Source organism: Streptomyces sp. CA-142005 (assembly GCF_050942335.1).
In the GTDB taxonomy this organism is placed as follows: Bacteria; Actinomycetota; Actinomycetes; order Streptomycetales; family Streptomycetaceae; genus Streptomyces.
This window is the reverse complement of record NZ_CP192078.1, coordinates 6264124-6287518: the sequence shown is the minus strand read 5'-3', so window position 1 is coordinate 6287518 and position 23395 is coordinate 6264124. Positions and strand designations below refer to the sequence as shown.

Genomic DNA, 23395 nt, shown 5'->3' with positions numbered 1-23395 from the left:
CATCAGGCTCCCACCAGAGCAAGGGCCTCGGCCAGGTTGTACTCCGCGATCCCGCGCATGGATTCCGCAAAGGGAAAGTCCCCGTCGAGCAGCCGCAGCGGACCGGCGACGAGGTTCAGGTGCATCGCCAGCCGGTACAGCCGCAGCCGGTCCTCGTCCAGGCCGCCGTCGCGCAGGGCGTCGTAGTGCGGCCCGAAGCGCAGCCGCAGGAAGACGTGCTCCCACTCGGCGTCGAAGTACATCAGCCCTTCGACGTCGATCAGGGCGGGACGGCCGTCGGCGTCCAACAGGACGTGGTCCGGACCGAGTTCCCCGTGCACGAGGGAGTGACCGGCAGTACGCGGGCGGACCTCCTCGGCGAGGCGGCGCACGGCGTCCTCTAGCCGCTCCCGGGCGGCGGCGGCCCGCGGGTCGCGTACGGCGGTCCCGGCGATGTCGGACAGGGCGCGGTCGGTGACGAGCCGGGCGCAGGAGTCGCCGTACGAGGTGCCGCCGCCGTCGACCAGTGCGACCTTCCCGTACCCGGCGGAGCGGCAGCCGCGCAGGGTCCGCAGGGCTTCGGCGAGCTCCCGCAGCGCCGGGCCCGCGGCGTCCGGGTCCCGGCGCAGGGCCTCCTCCAGGCTGCCGCCGGTCAGGTCATCGACCACGGCCGCGGTCGCTTCGGGGTCCATGTGGAGCAGGCGCGGGGTGCGGACGCCGGCGGCCGTGAGACGGTCGTGGGAGGCGGTGAACAGATCGAGTCCGGAGGCGTGCGAGAAGGGGTCGCGGGGATCGGCCTCGGGCTGGTCCCAGTAGTCCTCGTCCGGCGACCAGACGTAGGCGATCGCGGTGCGGCCGTCGTCGAGGCGGAGCCGGTAGACACCCTTCTTGGAGCCGCCGCGCAGCCGGGTGACGGCCGTGAGAACGCGCTGCCGGCCGAAGGCGGCCCGGGCGAGCGGGGAGAGGTCGGCGACGGTCCTGTGCTGTCGTGTTCCGGTCACCGGCCCCAGTCTGCCGAATTCACCGCCGCCGGTCCTCCCGATTCACCGGACCCAGCCTTCCCGGTAGGCCGTCCAGTCCGCCTCGGTGGCCGCGAAGTCGACGTAGAGGGCGACGCCGAAGCGGGCCCGGGCCTTGTCGGTGCGGGACAGACCGAGGCGGACCCCGCGTACGGCGGCCGGGACGGTCTCGGCGTGGGCCCAGTGGCCGAAGCGGTTCTCGTGGTAAAAGGGCAGGCCCATGAGGAGGTCGGTGGACTTCGGAGTGACCTCCAGGGCCAGCGAGGTCTGCTGGGCGACATAGCCGCCGTACAGGCTCGGCAACGGCTGCACGGTGTCGTACGACATCACCGCGATCTGGTCGACGCGGCGCGCGACCTGCCCGAAGTACGCCTGGGACCACCACTTGGGGTGGCCGGTGACCGTTCCCCACACGGAGTGCAGGGCCGGGAGCGGATCGATCTGGTGGGCGGCGACGGAGAGCACGGCGTGGCGGGAGCGGGTGACGCGGTGCAGGGCGTCCAGCAGGGCCAGGTAGTTCCGGTCGCCGGAGTGCAGGGGCTCCAGGTCGAAGTGGGCGCCCTGGAAGCCGGCGTCCAGGATGTGCCGGGTGGACTCCACCACGGCCGAGCGGGTCGCGGGGCGCTCCAGGTGCATGGCGTACGGCTTCTCGGGGGCGACCTCGTCGCCGAGCCAGGCCTGGACGCGGATGTGCGGCGCCTTGCCGTGCAGGGTCCTGATCAGCCGACGCGCCTTGGGGTACGCCGACTCCGGGAGCGTGCCGTCGTGTTCCAGCGGGCCCGCGTGGACGTACAGGTCGCGGATGCCGGTGGCGCGCAGCCGGCTGACCAGGGCGGTGACGTCGGCGTCGGTCTTGCGGCCGTCGACCCAGGCGTGGCCGAGCCAGATGGCGTCGCGGTTCCGCGTGTACGTGCCGCGCTCGGGGGTGCCGGTGCAGTTGAGGCGGAGCGCGGTCTCCGCGGCGAGGGTGGGCAGGAGCAGGAGGAGGACGAGGGCGAGCGCGGTGCGCCTCAGGGTGCGGGGCCATGTTCGGTTCCGGCCCGGACCGGCGGGGCGGCTTTCGTCGTCGGGTGCGGATGGGTTCGGTGGGGCGTTCCCGGGGTCGGGGGCCTCAGGCCGTCGTGGTGTGAGCTCGCCCGCTTCCGCGCCCCTTTCCTCCCCGTCCGCCATGGCCCCGTCGGTCATCGCGCGGTCGCTTCCCCCGGTGTCCATTCCTGACCCCCTGCCCATCCCGTCCCCCACCCGTATCCATCCCGCTCGCGAAGGCGTCTACCTGCCCATACGCTCCGAAATGTGACGTCCTCCCTGATACGTGGCCGGCCTCGGCGCGCCAAGGCCCACATATGGGTGCGGGTGGCGCATGCCCTGCTCGGTGTCGTGGTCGGGGCCGGGTGGCTGGTGTTGCCGGTGATGACGGTCGGTGCACAAGATCCGGTTCCCGTGGCGCCCGCCGGCACCGCGGTGAGCGCCGCCGCGCCGCCGCAGGACGAGACGTCCACCACCGACCTCGTGCTGCCCCTGATCGCGGTGGTCGCCGCAGTGGGGCTGGCCGGATACGGCTACCTGCGCCGCACCCGCCGCGCCCGTACCCGGACGACCCCCGGGATCGTCTCCGCCGCCCCGCCCGCGCCCACGCCGGCCGACACCGAGCGTCAGGCGCGCGCCGCGCTGGTCCTGGCCGACGACTGTGTGCGCACGAGCCGGGAGGAACTCTCCTTCGTCCGGGCGCACTTCGCGGAGAGCGAGACCGAGCCCTTCGTCCATGCGCTGCGGGCCGCCGAGACCGAGCTGGCGGCCGCGTGCGCGATCTGGCGGCGGTACGAGCAGGGGGTGCCGGGGGACGCCGTGGCCCGGCGGCAGGCGCTGGTCGGCGTGGTCGGCCGGTGCGCGGAGGCGGGACGCCGGCTGGATGCGCAGGCCCCCGCCCTGGACGGGTTGCGGGAGCTGGAGGGGTCGGGACTGGCCGGGGCGCTGGCGGTCGCCGAGGGGCGGTTCCGGGAGCTGACGGGACGGACGCTGACCGCCGGGGACACCCTGACCGCCCTGCACGACCGCTGCACGCCCGCGGCCGTCGCGCCCGTCACCGGCTACCTGGAACAGGCCAAGGACCGGCTGGTGTTCGCCACCACGCGGCTCAACGAGGCCCGCCAGGAGGCCGACGCGGGCCGCGGCGCGCGGGCCGCCGGACGGCTGCGCGCCGCCGAGGGCGCGGTGGCCCAGGCCGATGTCCTGGTCACCGGGGTGGAACGGCTCGCCGCGGAGCTACGGGAGGCGGCGGAACTGGTGCCGGCCGCGCTGACCGGCGCGGAGGCGGAGATAGCGGCGGCCCGGAAAGGGGGCGTGCCCGGTCATCTGACCAGCGGCGAGCTGCACGCCCGGCTGGCCCACGCGGACGCCGTGCTGGCCGCCGTACGCCAGGAGCTGACGGCGGGCTCGTACGATCCGCTGGACGCCCTGCGCCGGATCGCGCGGGCGGTGGAGCGGCTGGAGACGGGCCACGCCGGTGCGCCGTCCGCCGCGGCGCTGCTCGTGGCGAGGAGTTCCGTCGCCGGGGCGGAGGACTTCCTCACGGTGCACCGGGGCGCGGTGGGCCCGGAGGCGCGGGTCCGTCTGGCGGAGGCGGTACGCGAACTGGGCGCGGGCGACGCCGGTCAGGCCGACGCTCTGGCCCGGGAGGCCCGGGAGCTGGCCGAACGGAACGTACGGGCGCACGGCAACCCGCACACGAGCGCCGACGGGGACGCACCGGGCCTGGCCGCCGCGGTCCTGGGCGGAGTCCTCCTGGCGGAGGACCCGGACGGCGGGCCACCGGCGAGCTACGGGGGACAACGGACGCGGGGCCGCCACCGCTTGTCGGCACCGGCCTAGCCGACGGTGGGCGGGGTCAGAAGAGGCTCAGCAAGGCCTCCGCCGGATCGGTCAGGCCTGCCTCTCCCCCGGGCAACGGCAACTCGAACCACACCGTCTTACCGCGGGGCGTCCGGCGCGAGCCCCAGGCCGCACTCAGCAACCCCACCAGTTGCAGCCCCCGGCCCCCCTCGTCGGTGTCCCGGGCCCGCCGCCGACGGGGCTGGACCAACCCGGAGTCCCACACCTCGCACACCAGCGTGCGGTCCAGCAGCAGCCGTAGCCGTATCTCCCCCTCGCCGTACCGCAGCGCGTTGGTGGCCAGCTCGCTGACGAGCAGTTCGGTCGTGTCGACGAGCGGTTCCAGGTCCCAGCTGAGCAGCTGTCCCCGGGCGTACTCCCGCGCCCGCCCGACGCTCCGCGGCTCGCGCGGCAGCGTCCAGTCGCCGACGGACTCGGCCGGCAGCCCCTGGACCCGGGCCATCAGCAGCGCGATGTCGTCCTCGCCGTGGTGGGTGTCGAGGGTGTTGAGGACGTGGTCGCAGACGTCCTCCAGCGGGCGGGAGGGGTCCGTGAGCGCGCCGACGAACGCCTGCAGGCCCTCGTCCAGGGGATGGTCCCGGGACTCGACCAGGCCGTCCGTGTAGAGCGCCAGCAGCGCGCCCTCCGGCAGCTCGACCTCGACCTCCTCGAACGGTTCGCCGCCCACCCCGAGCGGCATGCCGGGCGGCACGTCCAGCATCAGGGCCGGCTCGCCGGGCTCGACCAGCACCGGCGGCAGATGGCCGGCGTTGGCGAACGTACAGCGTCTGGTGACGGAGTCGTACACGGCGTAGACGCAGGTCGCGAGGTAGACCTCGGAGAGGTCGGCGTCGCGCGGCTGACGGGCCGTACGGGTCGCCTGCTGCACGCCCCCGGGAGTCCCCAGGCCCCGCGCGATCTCGTCCAGCGCGGACAGCACCTCGGCCGGTTCGAGATCCAGCAGCGCCAGGGTCCGTACCGCGGTCCGCAGTTCTCCCATCGCGACGGCCGCCCGAAGCCCGCGCCCCATCACGTCGCCCACCACCAACGCCGTACGGTGGCCGGGCAGTTCGATCACGTCGAACCAGTCGCCGCCCACCTCGGTAGCCGCGTTGCCGGGCAGATAGCGGCAGGCGATGTCCAGTCCGGAGGCCTCCGGGTCGCCCGGCGGCAGCAGCGAGCGTTGCAGTATCAGCGCCCGCTCGTGCTCCCGGCGGTACAGGCGCGCGTTGTCGATGCAGACCGCGGCGCGCGCGGCGAGTTCCACCGCGAGGTCCCGGTCCCGGTCGCCGAACGGCTCGCTGCCCTTGGCGCGGGCGAACTGGGCGAGGCCGACCACCGTGTCGTGGGCGACCATCGGCACGGCGAGCGTGGACTGCACGAGGCCGCCCTCCTCGGGGGGCACGGCCCGCGGCCGGGCGGTGCGCAGGGCGTCCGCGCAGGGCGAGTTGAAGGGGAAGTGGTGGACGGCGCCGACCTCGACGGGCTCACCGGAGCCGGCGAAGGGGGCGCCGGAGACGGCGCTCGCGAAGGCGACGCGGCGCAGTTCGGCGCTGCCGTCGGTGAGCCCGGGCGGGGTCTCGTCGCCGGTGAGCAGGCCCTGGTAGAGGTCGACGGTGGCGAGGTCGCAGAAGCCGGGGACGACGACGTCGAGGAGTTCCCGGGCCGTGGTCTCCAGGTCGAGGGAGTTCCCTATGCGGGCGCCGGCCTCGTTGAGCAGGGCGAGGTTGCGCCGGGCGGCGGCGGCCTCGCGGGCGGCGGCCCGCCGGGAGGTGATGTCGGTGCCGAGCCAGGCGATGCCGATGGGCCGGCCGCTGCCGCTGTGCACGCGGTAGAGGTTGACGGACCAGTGCCGGCGTTCCTCGGAGCCGGGGAGGTGACCGGTGACATGCATGTCGGTGATGGACTGGCCGGTCTCCAGCACCCGCCGCAGGGTGGCCGCGACCCGCTCGGCCTCACCGCGCGGCAGATAGTCGTGAACTCCCCTGCCGCGGTGGTCGTCCGGGGTTCCGCCGAAGGTGGAGGCGAACCGCTCGTTGGCCCGACGGACTCTCAGATCGGTGTCGATCAGCAGGAATCCGAACGGGGATTGACCGAAAATGGCCTGCGAGGCGGCCAGATCGGTCTCGATGCTGCGCAGGGTGCGGACGTCCACGACGATGCACACGGCGGCCTTGTCGCCCTCGGCGGTCCGGGTGGGCATGACGTAGACCTCGGCCAGGCCCTCCTCGCCGCGCCCGCCGTCCGGCTTGTCCGGCATCCGGAAGGGCACAACTCCGGTCCACTCCCGCCCGTCGAGGATTTCGGCCATCTTGCGCTGGCCGCGCTCGCGCAGGTCGGGGTCGATGAAAGCCTCTATGGGGTCCATGCCGACGGCGCGTGCGGCGGGGATGCCGAAGAGCTGTTCGGCGCGCAGGCTCCACTGGTCGACCAGCCCGCCGGGACTGATGGAGAAGGACGCGACCCTGATGTAGTCGTAGATGGAACCGGGCGGACTGCTCTGCCACATGGCGTCGCCGGCTGCGGCTGCCTCCGCGGCCTGGTTCATCGCGCCGTCCGACGGGTCCTCGGACTCCGTGGCCTTCGCTGGTATCTCGCTCACGCGAACCGTCCCCTCCAGCTCACCGCGCCCGGCACCGGTCACCGACAGCGGCTGCCCGCAGTATCCAGCACTACGGCGCCGCACGACACGGTGTTCACGATCACAGCTCGGTCCAGATGTTTTTCGGACCGGTCCGTGACAACACTTCCACTCTTCTAACCAGGGAACACGCCCTCGAATCACGGACTCCGGAGCCGGCCGCGCACCCGTGGCGCACGATGGACGCGCTCCCGCCGGCCGTACACCCCCGTGCTCCCCGGATGCTTCCGGCTCACCCCGGCACCGCCAGTTCGAACCAGACGGTCTTTCCGCTCGCGCCGGGCCGGGTGCCCCAGCGGCGCGAGGAGCCGGCGACCAGTTGGAGTCCGCGCCCGCTCTCGTCCTCTTCGCGGGCGACGCGTTCGCGCGGCAGATCGGGCAGCGGGTCGGAGACCTCCACCAGCAACGCGTCGTCCAGCCCTACGGGACGGACGAGCCGTACGCCGATCGGGCCGGTGGCATGCCGCAGCGAGTTGGTGACCAACTCGCTGACCAGCAAAGCGGCCAGATCGGCGAGGCAGTCGAGGTTCCAGCCGTGCAACTGGCGGCGGACCGCGGCGCGTGCGGTGCGCACGGCACCGGGCTCCGCGGGAAAGGTCCACTCGGCGCAGTCGCCTTCGGTGTCGATCACGCCGATCACTTCCCAGGCCAGCGAGCCCCCACCCATGTCCGGTTTCGTGGGGTTAATGGGCACATACCCGATATCCAGGGGGCAGTACCGTGCGGGAGGGCACACAGTGGCACGAACGGCGTAGGGGGCGCTCCGTTCGGACAGTCGCACGCTTGAGAGCCCGGGTGGTGCGGCTGCCGTGCGACTGCGGGTCCGTCAGGGCCGGTCGCTCCCCCAAGTCCGGGGCCCCGATTGCGCGCCCCATCGGGCAGCCACCTCCCGGACCGCCGGTACGTCCTGGTCGAGCCAGTCCACCTCCCAGATCCCGTCCGGGGTCAGCCAGCGCAGCTCGTCATGGTCCTGGAGGGGTCTCGGCGCGGGCGAGCCGGGGCACAGGCGGGCGGTCCACACCTGCAGGACGTACGGTGCCCGCAGCGGCCACTGCCCGGGCACGCGCCCGACCGTCTCGGCCTCGATGCCGAGTTCCTCGCGCAGTTCACGCACCAGGGCGTCCTCGGGCCGCTCACCCGGCTCGACCTTGCCGCCGGGCAGCTCCCAGCGCCCGGCCAGGTCGGCGGGTGCGCTGCGGCGCGCGGCAAGCAGCCGGCCGCCGTCGAGCAGGGCGGCTCCCACCACCACGATCCGGTCCGTCATGGGTGTGCCGGGTGTCATGGGCGTCATGGGGCGGAGCCTACGGGAGGGCCCGCGGGGTCAGTTGCGGGTGCCGTCCCCGTTCTGGCCGATGCGCTCGACCCAGTAGATCTGCTTGTGCCCCCGGTCGTCGAGACTGTCGGCGATCCTCTGGGCCTCGGCGCGGGTCGCGTACCGGCCGACGCGGTAGCGATTGCCGTTGTCGTCCTGCCGTATCACGATCCAGGGCAGGGAGACCGTCCCCTCACTCATGGCCCCCACCGCCCGAGTCGCTCCCTCTCGCACCGCCCCACCTGCTTCCGCTTCCTGTCCCGGGCCCCCGCCGTGCCCCGCCTGAGGAAACCGCAATACGCATATGCCCGAGCGTACGCCCAACCTTCACGCAGCGAATACGCCTTTTCACAAAGAGGTATGCAACCAGCCAGAACACAGGGGGCGCACGGAAGCGAACGCGCCGTTGTGAGCGCCCCTGTCCCGAGTCGGAGGCATATCCGTGTGACCCGTGGTCACCTGGGAAAACGGCCGGAATACGGCGCCGGGCCACCCGCGACCGCAGGCCACACGCCCGGCCCGGTGCCGCTGCGGGTGCAGGGGATGTGCGCTACCTCACGCGCGGGGCGCACACCCGGCGGACGGCGAGGCGCCGGGCCGCGGTGGGCGTGGTGGCATGGAGGGATTGGCAGCTTTGTTCCAGGGGCTTCGGGAACGCCGCTGGTCAGGAGGCCGGCCGCTCTGGCCGGCACGGAACGGACCCGCCAATCACCGCGTCCCTGCGACCGGGCCGCGCCCGGGAACACCTCTCACCGAACAGGCAAGTGGTAAGCCACTCGGTACCGATCCGCCGGAATCACCACATCGGCCGTCTCGACCGGCCGGCCGGAGGCGTAGTACGTACGCTGCACGACCAGCACCACATGTCCGGGGACTCCGCCGAGCACATGGAGCTCCTCGGCGAGGCCGGGGCGGGCGCCGACCTCCTCGGTGACGTTGTCCACGACGATGTCGATGGCGCGCATGCGCTCGACCACGCCCATGCCGCCGAGCGGTCCCTCCTCGGGCAGCATCACGGGGGTGCGGCCGGTGACGGCGAGGGGCTCCCAGGAGGTGGAGAGCATCATCGGCTCGCCGGCCTCCCGGAACAGGTACTTGGTGCGCATGACCCGCTCCCCGACCTCGAGGCCCAGCCGCTCGGCGATGGCGGACCCGGCCTCGGTCTGTTCGCTGCTGGACTCCCAGGTGCCGCGCACCGAGGCGTCGGCCTGCTCCTGCCGGAAGGGCGTGGCGCCGCCGGACGGGCGGTATCCGGAGCGGGCCACGCGGCGCGGCACCGGGCGCTCACGGACATACGTCCCCGAACCGGAGCGGCCTTCGACCAGGCCCTCGGCCATCAGCACCTTGCGGGCCTCCAGCGCGACGGTGTCCGAGACGCCGTACTCCTCGCGGATGCGGGCCTGGGAGGGCAGGCGCGTGTGGGGTGGCAGCGATCCGTCGACGATCTTCTTGCGGAGATCACCCGCGACACGCAGGTACGCCGGCTGCTCACCGAAAGTCACTGGCCGCTCCCATCAGGTTGTACAGACAGCAACAGCGTGGCAACCGTGGGTTGTGCCGTGCAAGCAAAGGCCAGAGAATCACCCGATGTGATGACTCGGGGCGCGGGAGGGCTTTACGCAGGCACTTTCTCCCTATACATGCGCTCGCACAGTCGCGCTCACACCTGGACGCCGGTGTCGGCACCGTCGTCGCCCTGGGGCGGGACCGTGGCCAGCCCCAGAGCCTTCCGCACGGTGACCGCCCGGTGCGGCTCGATCAGGCCGAGTGCGGTCTCGTAGTGGTCGAAGTAGGCGTCCGCGTCCGGCGCCCCGGCCACCTTCGTCCACTCCGCCCGCGCCGTGTCGAGGTCGGCGGCCAGGGCGGAGACCTGGCGCCGGGAGCCCGCGGGCCAGTCGTGCGCCCGCAGCATCCGGGCCTGCTCGCCCAGGGCGGACGCGACCCGGCCCGCCCAGCGGCGATGGCCGGGCAGGTCGTCCTCCACGTGCTCCGCGTCGGGGGCGCTCGCCAGCGCGACGTTGAGGACGTGCGCGGCCTTCAGATAGGCCACCTGGTCGGCGTCGAGGACGGTCTCGTCGTTGCGCAGTGAGCCGGTCAGCCGGCCGCCCTCGTCGGTGCTGCCGAACACGCAGGTGACCTCGCGGTCCCCGGCGGCCCAGCCGTCCTCGGTCGGCGTCAGGTAGTACACGTCGACGTCGTCCGGCACCGCCCAGCCGTCCATCGCGTAGCCGTCCCGCAGGCCCCAGCAGCGCTCGTCGGCGGTGCCGGTGATCCTCACGTCACCGGGATAGCCACGGCCGGTGAGCCGGAAGGACGCGAACACCTCGCCGTCGTGCGCGCCGGCGCAGGGCACCTCGTCGAGGTCGCCGGCCTCGCCGCTCAGCGAGCCGCCGGGCGCGTTGAAGCACTCACCCTTGGCCGGCGAGCTGCTCGCGCCGCCGTGTGCGCCGTCCTTGACCCCCTGCCAGAAATCCGACGCGCCGCCCGAGATGAGGAGCAGCGCCCACAGCACCAGTCCGATGGCGGACAGCACCGCGCCGCCGACGGCGAGCCCGGTGCCGCGCTCGCCGCGCCGGCGGATCTGCCGCAGCGCGACCAGCCCGAGCACCAGGCCCACGCCCGGCAGGAAGCACAGCGCGCCGAGCACGAGGGAGGCGATGGCGAGACCGTTGACGGGCGCCGGGCGGTTGAAGGGGCTGTAGCCCTGCGCCCACGGCCGGTACGGCGGCACTCCCTGCGGGTACGGCCGGGATGGCTGATACGGGTCTTCTGGCTGGTGGGGGCCGGGAGACGGGGGTATGGACACCGGTAGCGTGCTCCTGTGTCGGGCGGTGGCAGCGCGGGACCGGTGAACAGCCGGTGTGCGGGCTGACGTACGACTGGGCGGATGGTAGTCGGGGCACGAACGGGGGCGGAATGAGGGTGGACACCCAGGCCGGGAGCCGGGTGGGCGGCGAGGTCGTGCGAGCGGTGAACGGGCTCACCACACGATGGGCGGCGACGGCACAGAGCGGCACGGTCTTCTCGGCGGCCGGGGTGTGGCCGCTGCTGGCCTTCCTGGCGGACGGCGCGACGGGCCCGGCGCGGGCCGAGCTGAGCGAGGCGCTCGGCCTGCCGGCGGATCAGGCGGCCGGTGCCGCACGGGAGTTGCTCGGCGCGCTGGCCGCTCTGCCCGGTGTGGACTCGGCCGTCGGTCTGTGGACGAAGCGGACGGTGGAGCTCGTCCCGGAGTGGGAGGCGGGGCTGCCCGCCGACGCGCACGGCGTGCTCACCGGGGACCTCGGCGCCGACCGGCGGGCGCTGGACGCCTGGGCGGCGGACCGTACCGGCGGGCTGATCGGCCGGATGCCGGCGCCGCTGAGCGAGGACACCGAGCTGGTGCTGGCCGGGGCGCTGACGATGCGGACCCGCTGGCTGCGGCCCTTCGACGAGGTGCCGCTGGAGACGGCGTACGAACCCTGGGCCGCCACCGAGCGGTTGGGCCTGCGGCGCAGGAGCGCCGTGCTGGACCGGGTCGGTGTCGCCGACACCCCGCATGGCTGGGTCACCGAACTGAAGGTCCTCGGCACAAACGCGCTGGACGTGCATCTGCTGCTGGGCGAGGAGGGGATGGCGCCGGGCCGGGTGCTGGGCGCGGGCGTGGACCTGCTGCACCGGCCGCGTACGGTCGTACCGGGCTCCCGGCTGCCGTACGGGGAGGTGGGGCCGGGGCTGCGGGTGGTCAAGGAGCGCAGCTCGGAGCCCGGCCCGCCGGTCCTCGACGTACTGACGGCCGCGTACGACGTGAGCGCGGACCACGACCTGCTCGAACGGCACGAGCTGTTCGGGCTGACGACGGCACGGGACGCCGGGCAGGGGCACTTCCCGGGCGTCAGCGGGTTGCCGCTCGCCATCGGCTCGGCCGCACAGAGCGCGTTGGCGCGGTTCGGGGCGCTGGGCTTCCGCGCGGCGGCGGTCACGATGTTCTGGGCGGCCGGCGGGATGCCCCGCCTCAGGTACGTGACGCGGAGGGTGGACGCCGCCTTCGACCGCCCCTTCGGCTTCCTCGCGCTGCACCGGCACTCGCGGCTGGTGCTGGCGGCGGGGTGGGTGACGGATCCACTGCCGTACCCCGACCACCCGGACGAGGCGTACCCGGACGACACGGGGGAGAACGACCAGTGAGCAAGGTGACCGCCGAGACGGTCCGCAGGGTGAACGGGCTGACCACCCGCTGGGCGCACGCCCTGCCCGAGGGCACGGTCTTCTCCGCGCCCGGTGTCTGGCCCCTGCTGGCCTTCCTGGCCGACGGCGCCGCGGGCCCGGCACGGACGGAGCTGAGCGAGGCCCTCGGCCTGCCGGCGGATCAGGCGGCCGGAGCCGCACGGGAGTTGCTGGCGGCGCTGCGGTCGGTGTCCGGGCTGGACGCGGCGCTCGGGCTGTGGACGCACCAGGCGCTCGCCCTGCGGGAGGAGTGGCGGGCCGGACTGCCGGCCGGGACGTACGGGGTGTTCGGGGACGACCTCGTCACCGCGCAGGAGCGGCTGGACGCCTGGGCGGCCGAGCGGACCGGCGGGCTGGTGGAGCGCATGCCGGTGACGCTGACCAGGGACGCGCGGATGGTGCTGGCCTGCGCCCTGGCGCTGCGCACGACCTGGCGGCAGCCGTTCACCGAACTGCCGCTGCGGCCCGGCTCCGGCCCCTGGCAGGGCCGTACACTGCGCGGGCTGTACCGGCGTAGCGTCCGTCCGGACCGGGTGGGGGTGACGGGCACCCCGGACGGCTTCGTCACGGCGCTGACGGTGCCCGGCGACAACGGCATCGACGTCCATCTGGTGCTCGGCGAGGAGCGCATGACCCCGGGGCAGGTGCTGACGGCCGGGGTCGGGATCGTGGAGCGGGCGCTGCCGCTGACCGGGGGCGGCTCGCTGCCGCACGGACACGTGGGCCCGGGCCTGCACGTGGAGCAGCAGCCGGCCGTCGAGCCGGCGCCGCTGACGCTGGATGTGCGGACGGTGGCGTACGAGGTGCGCGCCGACCACGATCTGCTCGCCCTGGCGGGGCTGTTCGGACTGACGGCGGCAAGGGATGCCCGGGTCGGTCACTTCCCGGGGATCAGCGACCAGCCGCTCGCCATCGGCGCGGCCCGCCAGTCGGCGCTGGCGCAGTTCGGTCCGCTGGGCTTCCGGGCGGCCGCCGTGACGGCGGTGATGGCGGCGCCGGGCAGCGCTCCGCCGCAGTACCGCTACGAGACCACGGTCGTCCGGGCCGTCTTCGACCGCCCCTTCGGCTTCCTCGCCGTCGACCGCGAGTCCCGGCTGGTGCTGGTCGCGGGCTGGGTGACGGATCCGGCGCCGGAGCCCGTCATGAACTTCCCGGGCGCTGTTCCTCCAGGACTCTGACACACCGGGCGAGCAGCCTGGTCAGGGCCTCGCGCTCGGGTGACGGGGATGTGAGCGCCCGACGCCGGACGCTCAGCTCACGGGCACCGGCGTCCGGCCGTGTCGGGTGTACCGCGTCAGGCCGCCGGGCACGCTCGTCACCAGCCCTGAGGCCTGCCGGGATCCGATGCGGTCCCGGCACTGCTCTACTTGAGGGACGGACCACTCACGCGTTGAACCGGAACGCCTATATCAGCGCTCCCCCCTTGACGATCTCGTGGCCCGGACCTCGCCGAATCGCTACGGTTGAGCCATGACCGCACTGCCCGACTGGATGCGCCCGCCGCGCGAGGAAGGCTGGTTCGCGGAGGACCTGGACCGCCTTCCCGAGGCGCCCCGCCACACCGAGCTGATCGACGGAGCGCTTGTCTTCATGATGTCGCCGCAGAGGTGGTGGCACGGCCACCTCGTCACCACGCTCACCGTCGCTCTCATGGAGCAGGCGCCCGGCGATGTCAGGGTCGGCCGCGGGATGACCATAAAACTCGACGAGCGAAACCGGCCCGAGCCGGATCTGCTGGTGACGACGGCCGACTACGACGGAGACCGCACCTGGTTCGCGCCGGACGAGGTGCGACTCGTCATCGAGGTCGTTTCACCCGAGTCCGCGCACCGGGACCGCACGGTCAAGCTGCGCAAGTACGCGGAGGCCGACATCCCGCACTACTGGTGCATCGAGGACGAAAACGGCGCCCCTGTCGTCCACGTCTACGAACGCGACGAACCCACCGGCGTCTACGCGCCCGCCGGCATCTTCCGGGGCACTCTGAAGCGCCCTGTGCCTTTCGAGATCAGCCTGGACCTCGACAAGCTGCTACCGCACCGAAGCGGCTGAAGAGTCGGCACCATGTCAGCGCGGAACGTGGAAGGGGCCGGGCTCACCAGAGTCCGGCCCCTTCCCACCTGGCCGCTTGCCGCGCGGCCTGGCGTTCGGTAACGAACCGCTCACACGTTGAACCGGAACTCCACCACGTCCCCGTCCTGCATGACGTAGTCCTTGCCCTCCATGCGAGCCTTGCCCTTGGCGCGGGCCTCGGCGACCGAGCCGGTTTCGACCAGGTCGTCGAAGGAGATGACCTCGGCCTTGATGAAGCCCTTCTGGAAGTCGGTGTGGATCACGCCGGCCGCCTCGGGGGCCGTGGCGCCCTTCTTGATCGTCCAGGCGCGGGACTCCTTGGGGCCGGCCGTGAGGTAGGTCTGCAGGCCGAGGGTGTCGAAGCCGACGCGGGCGAGGGTGGCGAGGCCGGGTTCGTGCTGGCCGACGGACTCCAGCAGCTCCAGGGCCTCCTCCTCGTCCAGCTCGGCGAGGTCCGCCTCCAGCTTGGCGTTGAGGAAGATCGCCTCGGCGGGGGCGACCAGGGCGCGCTGCTCGTTCTTGAAGTCCTCGTCGATCAGTTCGTCCTCGTCGACGTTGAAGACGTACAGGAAGGGCTTGGTGGTGAGCAGGTGCAGGTCGTGGAGGAGTTCGTTGCGCTCGGTGCCCTGGACGATGCCGTGCGCGAAGAGCGTGTCGCCCTTCTCCAGGATCTCCTTGGCCTCCTCGACCGCCTTGACCTTCGGGGCCACATCCTTCTTGATCCGGGACTCCTTCTGGAGGCGCGGAAGGACCTTCTCGATGGTCTGGAGGTCGGCGAGGATCAGCTCGGTGTTGATCGTCTCGATGTCGTCCTTCGGCGAGACCTTGCCGTCGACGTGCACGACGTTCTCGTCCTTGAAGGCGCGGATGACCTGGCAGATCGCGTCGGACTCACGGATGTTCGCGAGGAACTTGTTGCCCAGACCCTCACCCTCGGAGGCGCCGCGCACGATGCCGGCGATGTCGACGAAGTCGACCGTGGCCGGAAGGATGCGCTCCGAGCCGAAGATCGAGGCCAGCTTGGCCAGGCGGCCGTCGGGGACGCCGACCACGCCGACGTTGGGCTCGATCGTGGCGAACGGGTAGTTGGCCGCCAGCACGTCGTTCTTGGTCAGGGCGTTGAACAGGGTCGACTTGCCGACATTGGGCAGGCCGACGATTCCGATCGTGAGCGACACGTTGCGACTTCCCGTAGATGAGTGGGCCAGAGGCTGCCAGGGGCCAGAGACCGACACTGGCCGATCCACCAGTCTACGGCGTCCGCGGCGGGCGGCTCGAGGGAGCTTCGAACGGCTGCCCAAGCTCTTCCCACCGGCGTGTCTGATGGGCTATTCGGCACATAAACAGACCTAAGTTGGTCCAGTGGAGCAACACAGGACGCGCCCCCCGAACGACGGACCGCGACGCGGCACACCGCACCAGCCCGCGCGCCTGCCCCCGCAGGCCCGGCGCGGCGCCGGCGGCGAGCGACGGCCCGGCCAGGGGCAGGGGACGCGTCGGCCGGGGCGGCAGACAGGGGCCGCCGCCCGGACGGCGCCGCCGGGGCCGCGGCTCACCGGGCTCGGCAGCGGACTGTTCTGCGTCCTGGTGATGTTCCTGCTCGGCTGCCTGGACGCGGCGCTGTTCGGCGGGGCCATGACCGTGTACGGCGTGCTGTTCCTGCCGGTGTGCGTCCTGACCGCGCTGTGGGTGCGGGCCGGGGACGTACTGACCACCCCCGTGGTCGTACCGATCGCCTTCGCCGCGGGGCTGGTCCCCGTCGCCGACGGCGGCGGGGGGCTGCTCGGCCGGCTGATGGGCCTGTTCACCGGGCTCGCCACGCAGGCCGGCTGGCTGTACGGGGGGACGCTGGTCGCCGGGGTGATCGTGCTCGTACGCCGGGTGCGGTGGGTGCGACAGCGTCGGGGGCGGCGGACCTAAGGCGACGCCCCGGCCGCCCCCGGTCATCTCTCCTGGGCCGCCCTCATCGCCGCCCCCACGATCCCCGCGTTGTTCTGCAGCTGTGCGGGGACGATCTCGGCCTTGATGCCGTCGATGAAGCGGAGGAACTTGTCGGCCTTGCGGCTGACTCCGCCACCGATGATGAACAGCTCGGGCGTGAACAGCATCTCCACGTGCGCCAGGTACTTCTGGACGCGGCGCGCCCAGTGTTCCCAGGTCAGCTCGTGGTCCTCCTTGGCCTTGCTGGAGGCTCGCCGCTCGGCGTCGTGGCCTTCGAGCTCCAGGTGGCCCAGTTCCGTGTTCGGGACGAGGATGCCGTCCACGAAGACGGCGCTGCCGATGCCGGTGCCGAAGGTGAGCAGGATGACCGTGCCCCTGCGGTTGCGGCCGGCGCCGAACTGCATCTCGGCGACGCCCGCCGCGTCCGCGTCGTTGACGACCGTCACCGGCAGGCCGCCCAGCTTGCCGCTGAACAACGCGCGCGCGTCGGTGTCGACCCAGCTCCGGTCGACGTTCGCCGCCGTGCGGACCGTGGCGCCGCCGGTGACCACTCCGGGGAAGGTCAGTCCGACGGGGCCGGCCCAGCCGAAGTGGTCGATGACCTGCTTGACCCCGTCGGCCACGCCGTCCGGCGTCGCCGGGTGCGGGGTGAGCACCTTGCAGCGCTCCTGGGCGAGGTCGCCCCTGTCCAGGTCCACAGGGGCGCCCTTGATGCCGGAGCCGCCGATGTCCACACCGAAGATCTGCATGGCACCACGTTACGACGGACGACTGACAGTCACTCCTCGGAAGCGCCACTGCCGCCGCGCTCGGCGACCAGGGTGGCGGCCTCCTCGCGAAGGTCGCGGCGGAGCTCCTTGGGGAGGGAGAACGTGATGGACTCCTCGGCCGCCTTGACGATCTCCACGTCGCCGTAGCCGCGCTCGCCGAGCCATTCCAGCACCTGCTCGACCAGCACCTCGGGCACGGAGGCACCGGAGGTGACGCCGACGGTCGTCACGCCCTCCAGCCAGGCCTCGTCGATCTCGTCGGCGAAGTCCACGAGGTAGGCCTCGCGGGCGCCGGCGAGCTTGGCGACCTCGACCAGCCGCTTGGAGTTGGAGGAGTTCCGCGAGCCGACGACGATGACCAGCTCGGCCTCGGCGCCCATCTGCTTCACGGCGAGCTGGCGGTTCTGCGTGGCGTAGCAGATGTCGTCGCTGGGCGGGGAGACGAGCCCCGGGAACTTGGTCTTCAGGGCGTCGACGGTCTCCATGGTCTCGTCGACGGACAGGGTGGTCTGGGACAGCCAGACGACCTTCGACGGGTCGCGGACCTCGACCTTGTCGACGTCGCCGGGACCGTCGACGAGCTGGATGTGGTCGGGGGCCTCGCCGGAGGTGCCGATGACCTCCTCGTGGCCCTCGTGGCCGATCAGGAGGATGTCGTAGTCCTCCTTGGCGTAGCGGACGGCTTCCTTGTGGACCTTGGTGACCAGGGGGCAGGTGGCGTCGATGGTGGCGAGGCGGCCCCGCTCGGCCTCCTCGTGCACGACCGGGGCGACGCCGTGCGCCGAGAACATCACGATGTTGCCGGGCGGCACCTCCTCGGTCCGCTCGACGAAGACGGCGCCCTTCTTCTCCAAGGTCTGCACGACGTACTTGTTGTGGACGATCTCGTGCCGGACGTAGATCGGGGCCCCGTACTGCTCCAGGGCCTTCTCGACGGCGATCACGGCGCGGTCCACACCGGCGCAGTAGCCCCGGGGGGCGGCGAGCAGGACACGGCGGCCAGACGAAGCGGTCATGCGTCCCATCGTAAGGGTGCGTTCGCCCGCGCTTGCGTGGTGCCGCCCGCTGTCGGTACCCCCCGTTACCCTCAACCGCATGGCTGCGAAAACCACCCCCGAAGCCCCCCTGCCCGTGGGCGAGGTCTCCCGGCTGATCGGGGGATGGATCGATCGGCTCGGTGCGGTGTGGGTCGAGGGGCAGATCACGCAGCTGTCGCGGCGGCCCGGCGCCGGCGTCGTGTTCCTGACGCTGCGGGATCCGTCGTACGACATCTCCGTGAGCGTGACCTGCTACCGGCAGGTGTTCGACGCGGTCGCCGATGTCGTCGGGGAGGGCGCCCGGGTCGTCGTACTGGCGAAGCCGGAGTGGTACGCCCCGCGCGGCCAGCTGTCCCTTCGGGCCGCCGAGATAAGGCCCGTCGGCGTCGGTGAGCTGCTGGCCCGGCTGGAGCAGCTGAAGAAGGCGCTCGCGGCCGAGGGCCTGTTCGCGCCGGAGCGGAAGAAGCCGCTGCCGTTTCTGCCGCAGCTGATCGGCCTCGTCTGCGGTCGCGCCTCCGCCGCGGAGCGGGACGTGCTGGAGAACGCCCGCCACCGCTGGCCCGCCGTCCGCTTCGAGGTGCGCAACGTCCCGGTGCAGGGCGTGCACGCCGTCCCGCAGGTCGTGCAGGCCGTCAAGGAGCTGGACGAGATCGAGGACGTCGACGTGATCGTCGTCGCGCGGGGCGGCGGCAGCGTGGAGGACCTGCTGCCCTTCTCCGACGAGCAGCTCGTGCGGGCCGTGGCCGAGTGCCGTACGCCCGTCGTGTCCGCCATCGGGCACGAGCCCGACAACCCGCTGCTGGATTACGTCGCCGACCTGCGCGCCTCCACGCCCACCGACGCGGCCAAGAAGGTCGTGCCGGACGTGGGTGAGGAGTTCGAGCGGGTGCGGATGCTGCGGGACCGGGCCCGGCGCTGCGTGAACGCGTACGTGGAGCGGGAGGAGCGCGGGCTGGCGCACGCGCTGGCCCGCCCCTCGATAGAGGATCCGCACCGCATGATCGACGAGCGTGCCGACCAGGTGGCCTCCCTCGCCGAGCGCGGCCGGCGGACCCTCGGCCATCTCCTGGACCGCGCGGACTCGGAGCTGACGCACACGCACGCACGCGTGGTGGCCCTCTCCCCCGCGGCGACCCTCAAGCGCGGCTACGCGGTGCTGCAGAAGACGGACGGGCACGTGGTGCGCGGTCCGGACGAGGTGACGGAGGGCGAGGCGCTCCGGGCCCGCGTCGCCGACGGCGAATTCACAGTGAAGGTAGGCGAATGACCGGCAAGGTGGACGAGGCGCTCTCGTACGAGCAGGCGCGCGACGAGTTGATCGAGGTCGTACGCCGCCTGGAGGCGGGCGGTACGACACTCGAGGAGTCCCTGGCGCTGTGGGAGCGCGGCGAGGAGCTGGCCAAGGTGTGCCGGCGCTGGCTGGAGGGGGCGCGGGCGCGGCTGGACGCGGCACTCGCCGAGGAGGAAGCGGAAGAGGAGACGGACGCCGAGTAGGCGTCGGTCCGTCGTGCCCTGTGAAGCGGGTCACCGCGCCCCGACTATTGTTGAAGCTTGAACTTCATTGCCGTAGGGTCACCCCTGTCAGCCGATCCGGACCGCGGTCCGGTACGTCGGATCACGGCGCCACCTAGGAAGTTCACGCATGTCTCTCGTTCTTGACCCCGCCGCCCAGGACCTGCTGTTCCGCGAGGCCCGCACCGCCAACACCTTCACCGACGAGCCGGTGAACGACGAGCAGGTCCAGGCCATCTACGACCTGGTCAAGTACGGCCCGACCTCCATGAACCAGTCGCCGCTGCGCATCACCCTGGTCCGCTCCCCCGAGGCCCGTGAGCGCCTGGTGCAGCACATGGCCGAGGGCAACCAGCAGAAGACCGCCGCCGCCCCGCTGGTCGCGATCCTCTCCGCGGACAACGAGTTCCACGAGGAGCTGCCGGAGCTCTTCCCGCACTTCCCGCAGGCCAAGGACCTCTTCTTCGGCGAGCGCTCGGTGCGCGAGGGCAGCGCCGCCCTGAACGCCGCCCTGCAGGCCGCCTACTTCATCATCGGCGTCCGTGCCGCGGGCCTCGCCGCCGGCCCGATGACCGGCCTCGACTTCGAGGGCGTCCGCAAGGAGTTCCTGGACGACGACCACACCCCGCTGATGGTGGTCAACATCGGCAGGCCGGGCCCGGACGCCTGGTTCCCGCGCTCGCCGCGCCTGGCGTACGAGGACGTCGTCACGACCGTCTGAGCCCCACCGGACACACGAAGAGGCCCCCGGCACCGCCGGGGGCCTCTTTCCCATGTCCCGCGTGGCTCACTGCAGCTTCAGCGCCGCCACGAACTTCGTCAGCTCCGCGAAGGGCACCGTGCCGGCCACGACCGTGGTGGAGCCGGGCGCGCCGTTCAGCACGAGGGCGTCGTAGCGGCCGCCGGTGTAGCGGGTCCAGGTGCGGCCGTCGATCGTCTCGGTGTGCTTCGTCGCCGACCCGCCCTGACTGGCCTCGTCGATGAAGTCGGCCGGCTTCTGCGTGGACTGCTCGATCTGCACGTACTGGCTGTCCGGGGTCTGGAAGCCCAGGTGCCAGCGGTCGCCGTTCTCGCCCTGGAAGCGTACGGACGTCGCTTTCCAGGTACTCGGCAGGCCCTCGGGCGCGGCCACCGGGTAACTCGCCGCGCGACGGGCCGTGAGCAGTTCGACCCGGTAGTCGACCCGTTTGAGGTCGGGAGCGTGATCGTCGTGCGGGATGGTGAGGAAGTAGACGACCGCCGCCGCGATGCCGATCAGGGCCAGGGAGAGGATCATGTCCCTGGCCGTCTTCTGCTTGCCGTTCGAACCTGCCACGCCCTCTATCGTCGCAGGTACCCCAAGCGCTCATCCGTGGGGTCCCCTGCTCATTTTGTCTGCCTAACGATAGAGTCGAGGCCAACACCCTCATCCGGCCGTCGTCGTATCAGAAAGGTGCGCTCCGATGACCGAAAATCATCACCTGCCGTCCGAGCTCGATGTTCCCTCCGAGGCTCCCGACCGCAACCTCGCCCTGGAACTCGTCCGGGTGACCGAAGCCGCCGCCATGGCCGCCGGCCGCTGGGTGGGGCGCGGCGACAAGAACGGCGCCGACGGCGCCGCGGTGCGCGCCATGCGGACCCTCGTCTCCACCGTGTCGATGAACGGCGTCGTCGTCATCGGCGAGGGCGAGAAGGACGAGGCCCCGATGCTCTTCAACGGGGAGCACGTGGGCGACGGCACCGGTCCCGAGGTCGACATCGCGGTCGACCCGATCGACGGCACCACGCTGACGGCCAAGGGCATGCCGAACGCGATCGCCGTCCTCGCCGCGGCCGAGCGGGGCGCCATGTTCGACCCGTCCGCCGTGTTCTACATGGACAAGCTGGTCACCGGCCCGGAGGCCGCCGAGTTCGTCGACATCGACGCGCCCGTGGCCGTGAACATCAAGCGGATCGCCAAGGCGAAGAAGGCCACGCCGGAGGACGTCACGGTCGTCATCCTGGACCGGCCGCGGCACGAGGGTCTGATCAGGGAGGTCCGGGAGGCCGGCGCGCGCATCAAGCTGATCTCCGACGGTGACGTGGCGGGCTCGATCTACGCGCTGCGCGAGGGCACGGGCGTCGACCTGCTGCTCGGCATCGGCGGTACGCCCGAGGGCATCATCTCGGCCTGCGCCGTGAAGTGCCTGGGCGGCACCATCCAGGGCAAGCTGTGGCCCAAGGACGACGAGGAGCGGCAGCGGGCCATCGACGCCGGGCACGACCTCGACCGTGTGCTCACGACGGATGACCTGGTCTCCGGTGAGAACGTGTTCTTCGTGGCCACCGGTATCACCGACGGTGAGCTGCTGCGGGGTGTGCAGTACCGGTCGGAGACCGCGCTGACCGAGTCGATCGTGATGCGGTCGAAGTCCGGGACGGTGCGGAGGATCTATTCCGAGCACCGGCTCAGCAAGCTGCGGGCCTACAGCGCGATCGACTTCGACCGGGCCAAGTAGAGCCTGCTCCGAGGGGGGCGCGTGGGGTGTCGGCGACCGCGGGATGTCCGTGGTTGCCCGCACGCATCCCCGCGCCCCTGAGGGAACAAGCGCCCCCGGTGCGGCGGGGGCGCTCCCTCCTGCGTGTCTAACCCGCTATGCGGTTGGCCGTCGTCGCCCTCGCCGCCTTCTTCAGTTCCATCTCCCTGCGGCGGCGCCTCGCCAGGACCACGCGGCGCTCCGCTGCCGTGAGGCCGCCCCAGACGCCGTACGGTTCGGGCTGGAGGAGGGCGTGTTCACGGCACTCGACCATCACCGGGCAGCGGGCGCAGACGCGCTTGGCCGCCTCCTCGCGGGACAGCCGGGCGGCGGTCGGCTCCTTCGACGGAGCGAAGAACAGGCCGGCCTCGTCGCGCCGGCACACGGCCTCGGTGTGCCAGGGTGCGTCTTGATCCCTGTCTCGTGCTGGCACCCGCGGCGCCGGAAGAGCAGCTACCTGCAGGGACGAATGCGGCGGTTGCAGCACGGTCTACTCCTGACGACGGCTTCGCGAGCGAGAGACGATGCAGCAAGGCCTACCCGCTGTGCGCGCGCCTATGCACAGCGTCCCCAGCCGCGGGCGCGCGGGCGGCTCGTTCACGCCCCCGCCGCCGCGGCACGTCAGGAGCGGATCCTTTCGATCACCGGCGGATTCGCGACCGTCAACGCCCCAGGTGTTTGCGCAGCTTCCGGTCGACCTTGTCCTGGACCCGCTCCAGCTTCCGGTCGACCTTGCTCTGCACCCGGTCCAGGATGTCCGCCACGCGCTTGCCGCGCCTGGGGTGTGCCTCGACATTGCCGAGTACGGCCCAGCCGTCGACGTAGACGACCGGGGCCTCGGACTCGACCGAGTCCAGCGTGTCCACCTCGAAGTTGCCGAGGACGCCGCCTCCGGTGCCGCGCAGCGACACGTTCTCCGGGACGCGGATCTGGATGTCACCGAAGACGGAGACGGCCTTGATGACGACCTGCTGGTATTCGAAGATCGCCTCGCTGAGATCGATCTCGACGCTGCCGAAGACCGAGAACGCGTGGATCCGGCGGCCTGCGCGCCAGCGGCCCCGGCGCACGGCGCTGCTGAGCACGGCGACAACGTTGGCGTCCGCCTCGTGCGGTATCGCGCCCGGGGTGGGGCGGGGCGGCACGGGGGTGTAGGCGGGGGCGGCGGGGCGCTGGTGGGCGGCGGGCAGGTCCCGGATGAAGACGTCCAGCTCGCCCACCGTCTTGGCGGCGAGGACGCCCTCGATCCGCTCGGCATGCTCGTCGGCGGTCAGCCGCCCCTCGGCCAGGGCCTCGCGGAGAATCTCGGCGATGCGATCACGGTCGGCGTCCGAGGCACGCAGCTCGGCGACAGGTGCTTCGGTGTGCTTCTGAAGGTCCACGGAAGCAGCGTACCGAAACGCGATAGATCGCGACTAGGGGCTGTGGAAAACCTCGGCGTGTCGAACTGAGCCTTACCTCACAGATTCCGTGTCGGCGGCAGGTTCTACGCTGGTGAGGCCCGCCAGCGTCGGCGGGCGCCGTCCGTCAGAGTGAGGAATGGGC

General features: G+C 72.1%; 23 protein-coding genes. 9 read left to right on the top strand and 14 right to left on the bottom strand.

Annotation, left to right across the window (positions count from 1 at the left end; all coding sequences use genetic code 11):
• Positions 1-2: 2 nt before the first annotated feature.
• Together ACQPXS_RS29495 and ACQPXS_RS29490 are read right to left on the bottom strand one after the other, a co-directional pair.
• Positions 3-980: a phosphotransferase gene (locus tag ACQPXS_RS29495; protein ID WP_433452274.1), complete on the bottom strand. Its 978-nt coding sequence runs from the start codon at positions 978-980 to the stop codon at positions 3-5.
• Positions 981-1022: 42 nt separating this feature from the next.
• Entirely contained in the window at positions 1023-2183 is a 1161-nt protein-coding gene (locus ACQPXS_RS29490) for a hypothetical protein (RefSeq protein ID WP_433456001.1), read from the bottom strand.
• Between the two features lie 108 nt (positions 2184-2291).
• Here ACQPXS_RS29490 and ACQPXS_RS29485 point away from each other — a divergent pair, with 108 nt between their 5' ends.
• A complete protein-coding gene (locus ACQPXS_RS29485; RefSeq protein WP_433452273.1) occupies positions 2292-3866 on the top strand; it encodes a hypothetical protein in 1575 nt (524 codons plus the stop codon).
• Positions 3867-3882: 16 nt separating this feature from the next.
• Here the strand turns inward: ACQPXS_RS29485 and ACQPXS_RS29480 are convergent, their stop codons facing one another.
• From ACQPXS_RS29480 to ACQPXS_RS29455, 6 genes are all read right to left on the bottom strand, one after another.
• Positions 3883-6468 carry a SpoIIE family protein phosphatase gene (locus ACQPXS_RS29480; RefSeq protein WP_433452272.1) on the bottom strand — a complete coding sequence of 862 codons (2586 nt, stop codon included), beginning with the start codon at positions 6466-6468 and terminating at the stop codon, positions 3883-3885.
• 271 nt (positions 6469-6739) lie between these two features.
• On the bottom strand, positions 6740-7174 hold the full coding sequence (locus tag ACQPXS_RS29475) for an ATP-binding protein (RefSeq protein WP_351799184.1): 435 nt from the start codon (positions 7172-7174) through the stop codon (positions 6740-6742).
• Positions 7175-7333: 159 nt separating this feature from the next.
• Entirely contained in the window at positions 7334-7771 is a 438-nt protein-coding gene (locus tag ACQPXS_RS29470; RefSeq protein ID WP_356302384.1) for a (deoxy)nucleoside triphosphate pyrophosphohydrolase, read from the bottom strand.
• 57 nt (positions 7772-7828) lie between these two features.
• On the bottom strand, positions 7829-8020 hold the full coding sequence (locus ACQPXS_RS29465) for an SPOR domain-containing protein (RefSeq protein ID WP_351799181.1): 192 nt from the start codon (positions 8018-8020) through the stop codon (positions 7829-7831).
• 548 nt (positions 8021-8568) lie between these two features.
• Positions 8569-9321, bottom strand: coding sequence for a GntR family transcriptional regulator (locus tag ACQPXS_RS29460; RefSeq protein WP_433452270.1), 753 nt, complete (start codon positions 9319-9321; stop codon positions 8569-8571).
• Positions 9322-9479: 158 nt separating this feature from the next.
• Entirely contained in the window at positions 9480-10625 is a 1146-nt protein-coding gene (locus ACQPXS_RS29455) for a DUF4190 domain-containing protein (RefSeq protein WP_433452268.1), read from the bottom strand.
• Positions 10626-10735: 110 nt separating this feature from the next.
• Between ACQPXS_RS29455 and ACQPXS_RS29450 the strand changes: the two genes are divergently transcribed.
• From ACQPXS_RS29450 to ACQPXS_RS29440, 3 genes are all read left to right on the top strand, one after another.
• The gene (locus ACQPXS_RS29450) at positions 10736-11983 is read left to right on the top strand and encodes a serpin family protein (RefSeq protein WP_433452267.1); all 1248 of its coding nucleotides are present in this window, start codon (positions 10736-10738) and stop codon (positions 11981-11983) included.
• Positions 11980-13200: a serpin family protein gene (locus ACQPXS_RS29445; protein WP_433452266.1), complete on the top strand. Its 1221-nt coding sequence runs from the start codon at positions 11980-11982 to the stop codon at positions 13198-13200. Before ACQPXS_RS29450 ends, ACQPXS_RS29445 begins: the two co-directional genes overlap by 4 nt.
• Before the next feature lie 292 nt (positions 13201-13492).
• On the top strand, positions 13493-14074 hold the full coding sequence (locus ACQPXS_RS29440; RefSeq protein ID WP_433452265.1) for a Uma2 family endonuclease: 582 nt from the start codon (positions 13493-13495) through the stop codon (positions 14072-14074).
• 110 nt (positions 14075-14184) lie between these two features.
• Here the strand turns inward: ACQPXS_RS29440 and ychF are convergent, their stop codons facing one another.
• The gene (gene ychF / locus ACQPXS_RS29435) at positions 14185-15273 is read right to left on the bottom strand and encodes a redox-regulated ATPase YchF (RefSeq protein WP_351799168.1); all 1089 of its coding nucleotides are present in this window, start codon (positions 15271-15273) and stop codon (positions 14185-14187) included.
• 184 nt (positions 15274-15457) lie between these two features.
• Here ychF and ACQPXS_RS29430 point away from each other — a divergent pair, with 184 nt between their 5' ends.
• The gene (locus ACQPXS_RS29430; RefSeq protein ID WP_433452263.1) at positions 15458-16015 is read left to right on the top strand and encodes a DUF6542 domain-containing protein; all 558 of its coding nucleotides are present in this window, start codon (positions 15458-15460) and stop codon (positions 16013-16015) included.
• Between the two features lie 23 nt (positions 16016-16038).
• On the opposite strand, the gene ppgK is transcribed toward ACQPXS_RS29430, so the two are convergent.
• Both ppgK and ACQPXS_RS29420 read right to left on the bottom strand, forming a co-directional pair.
• Positions 16039-16785: a polyphosphate--glucose phosphotransferase gene (gene ppgK, locus ACQPXS_RS29425; protein ID WP_351799163.1), complete on the bottom strand. Its 747-nt coding sequence runs from the start codon at positions 16783-16785 to the stop codon at positions 16039-16041.
• Positions 16786-16814: 29 nt separating this feature from the next.
• The gene (locus tag ACQPXS_RS29420) at positions 16815-17831 is read right to left on the bottom strand and encodes a 4-hydroxy-3-methylbut-2-enyl diphosphate reductase (protein WP_356301505.1); all 1017 of its coding nucleotides are present in this window, start codon (positions 17829-17831) and stop codon (positions 16815-16817) included.
• Positions 17832-17901: 70 nt separating this feature from the next.
• Between ACQPXS_RS29420 and xseA the strand changes: the two genes are divergently transcribed.
• From xseA to ACQPXS_RS29405, 3 genes are all read left to right on the top strand, one after another.
• Positions 17902-19110 (top strand): exodeoxyribonuclease VII large subunit, encoded by a 1209-nt coding sequence (gene xseA, locus ACQPXS_RS29415; RefSeq protein WP_356301507.1) that lies wholly within the window; start codon positions 17902-17904, stop codon positions 19108-19110.
• Positions 19107-19337, top strand: coding sequence for an exodeoxyribonuclease VII small subunit (locus ACQPXS_RS29410; RefSeq protein ID WP_356301509.1), 231 nt, complete (start codon positions 19107-19109; stop codon positions 19335-19337). The genes xseA and ACQPXS_RS29410 overlap by 4 nt, the downstream gene beginning before the upstream one ends.
• A 148-nt stretch (positions 19338-19485) precedes the next feature.
• Positions 19486-20076 (top strand): malonic semialdehyde reductase, encoded by a 591-nt coding sequence (locus ACQPXS_RS29405; protein ID WP_433452261.1) that lies wholly within the window; start codon positions 19486-19488, stop codon positions 20074-20076.
• 66 nt (positions 20077-20142) lie between these two features.
• On the opposite strand, the gene ACQPXS_RS29400 is transcribed toward ACQPXS_RS29405, so the two are convergent.
• Entirely contained in the window at positions 20143-20670 is a 528-nt protein-coding gene (locus tag ACQPXS_RS29400) for a DUF4245 domain-containing protein (protein ID WP_433452260.1), read from the bottom strand.
• 127 nt (positions 20671-20797) lie between these two features.
• On the opposite strand from ACQPXS_RS29400, the gene glpX reads away from it, so the two are divergent.
• Positions 20798-21832: a class II fructose-bisphosphatase gene (gene glpX, locus ACQPXS_RS29395; protein WP_351799149.1), complete on the top strand. Its 1035-nt coding sequence runs from the start codon at positions 20798-20800 to the stop codon at positions 21830-21832.
• 127 nt (positions 21833-21959) lie between these two features.
• Here the strand turns inward: glpX and ACQPXS_RS29390 are convergent, their stop codons facing one another.
• Both ACQPXS_RS29390 and ACQPXS_RS29385 read right to left on the bottom strand, forming a co-directional pair.
• A complete protein-coding gene (locus ACQPXS_RS29390; protein ID WP_433452259.1) occupies positions 21960-22337 on the bottom strand; it encodes a WhiB family transcriptional regulator in 378 nt (125 codons plus the stop codon).
• 175 nt (positions 22338-22512) lie between these two features.
• Positions 22513-23232 (bottom strand): DUF1707 SHOCT-like domain-containing protein, encoded by a 720-nt coding sequence (locus tag ACQPXS_RS29385; RefSeq protein ID WP_433452257.1) that lies wholly within the window; start codon positions 23230-23232, stop codon positions 22513-22515.
• Between the last annotated feature and the right edge of the window lie 163 nt (positions 23233-23395).

Coding starts and splice junctions, on each gene's coding strand:
- ACQPXS_RS29490 (WP_433456001.1), bottom strand. CDS start 2,183: ATGACCGACGGGGCCATGGCGGACGGGGAGGAAAGGGGCGCGGAAGCG.
- ppgK (WP_351799163.1), bottom strand. CDS start 16,785: ATGCAGATCTTCGGTGTGGACATCGGCGGCTCCGGCATCAAGGGCGCC.
- ACQPXS_RS29405 (WP_433452261.1), top strand. CDS start 19,486: ATGTCTCTCGTTCTTGACCCCGCCGCCCAGGACCTGCTGTTCCGCGAG.
- ACQPXS_RS29475 (WP_351799184.1), bottom strand. CDS start 7,174: ATGGGTGGGGGCTCGCTGGCCTGGGAAGTGATCGGCGTGATCGACACC.
- ACQPXS_RS29465 (WP_351799181.1), bottom strand. CDS start 8,020: ATGAGTGAGGGGACGGTCTCCCTGCCCTGGATCGTGATACGGCAGGAC.
- ACQPXS_RS29420 (WP_356301505.1), bottom strand. CDS start 17,831: ATGGGACGCATGACCGCTTCGTCTGGCCGCCGTGTCCTGCTCGCCGCC.
- ACQPXS_RS29440 (WP_433452265.1), top strand. CDS start 13,493: ATGACCGCACTGCCCGACTGGATGCGCCCGCCGCGCGAGGAAGGCTGG.
- ACQPXS_RS29410 (WP_356301509.1), top strand. CDS start 19,107: ATGACCGGCAAGGTGGACGAGGCGCTCTCGTACGAGCAGGCGCGCGAC.
- ACQPXS_RS29450 (WP_433452267.1), top strand. CDS start 10,736: ATGAGGGTGGACACCCAGGCCGGGAGCCGGGTGGGCGGCGAGGTCGTG.
- glpX (WP_351799149.1), top strand. CDS start 20,798: ATGACCGAAAATCATCACCTGCCGTCCGAGCTCGATGTTCCCTCCGAG.
- xseA (WP_356301507.1), top strand. CDS start 17,902: ATGGCTGCGAAAACCACCCCCGAAGCCCCCCTGCCCGTGGGCGAGGTC.
- ACQPXS_RS29470 (WP_356302384.1), bottom strand. CDS start 7,771: ATGACGGACCGGATCGTGGTGGTGGGAGCCGCCCTGCTCGACGGCGGC.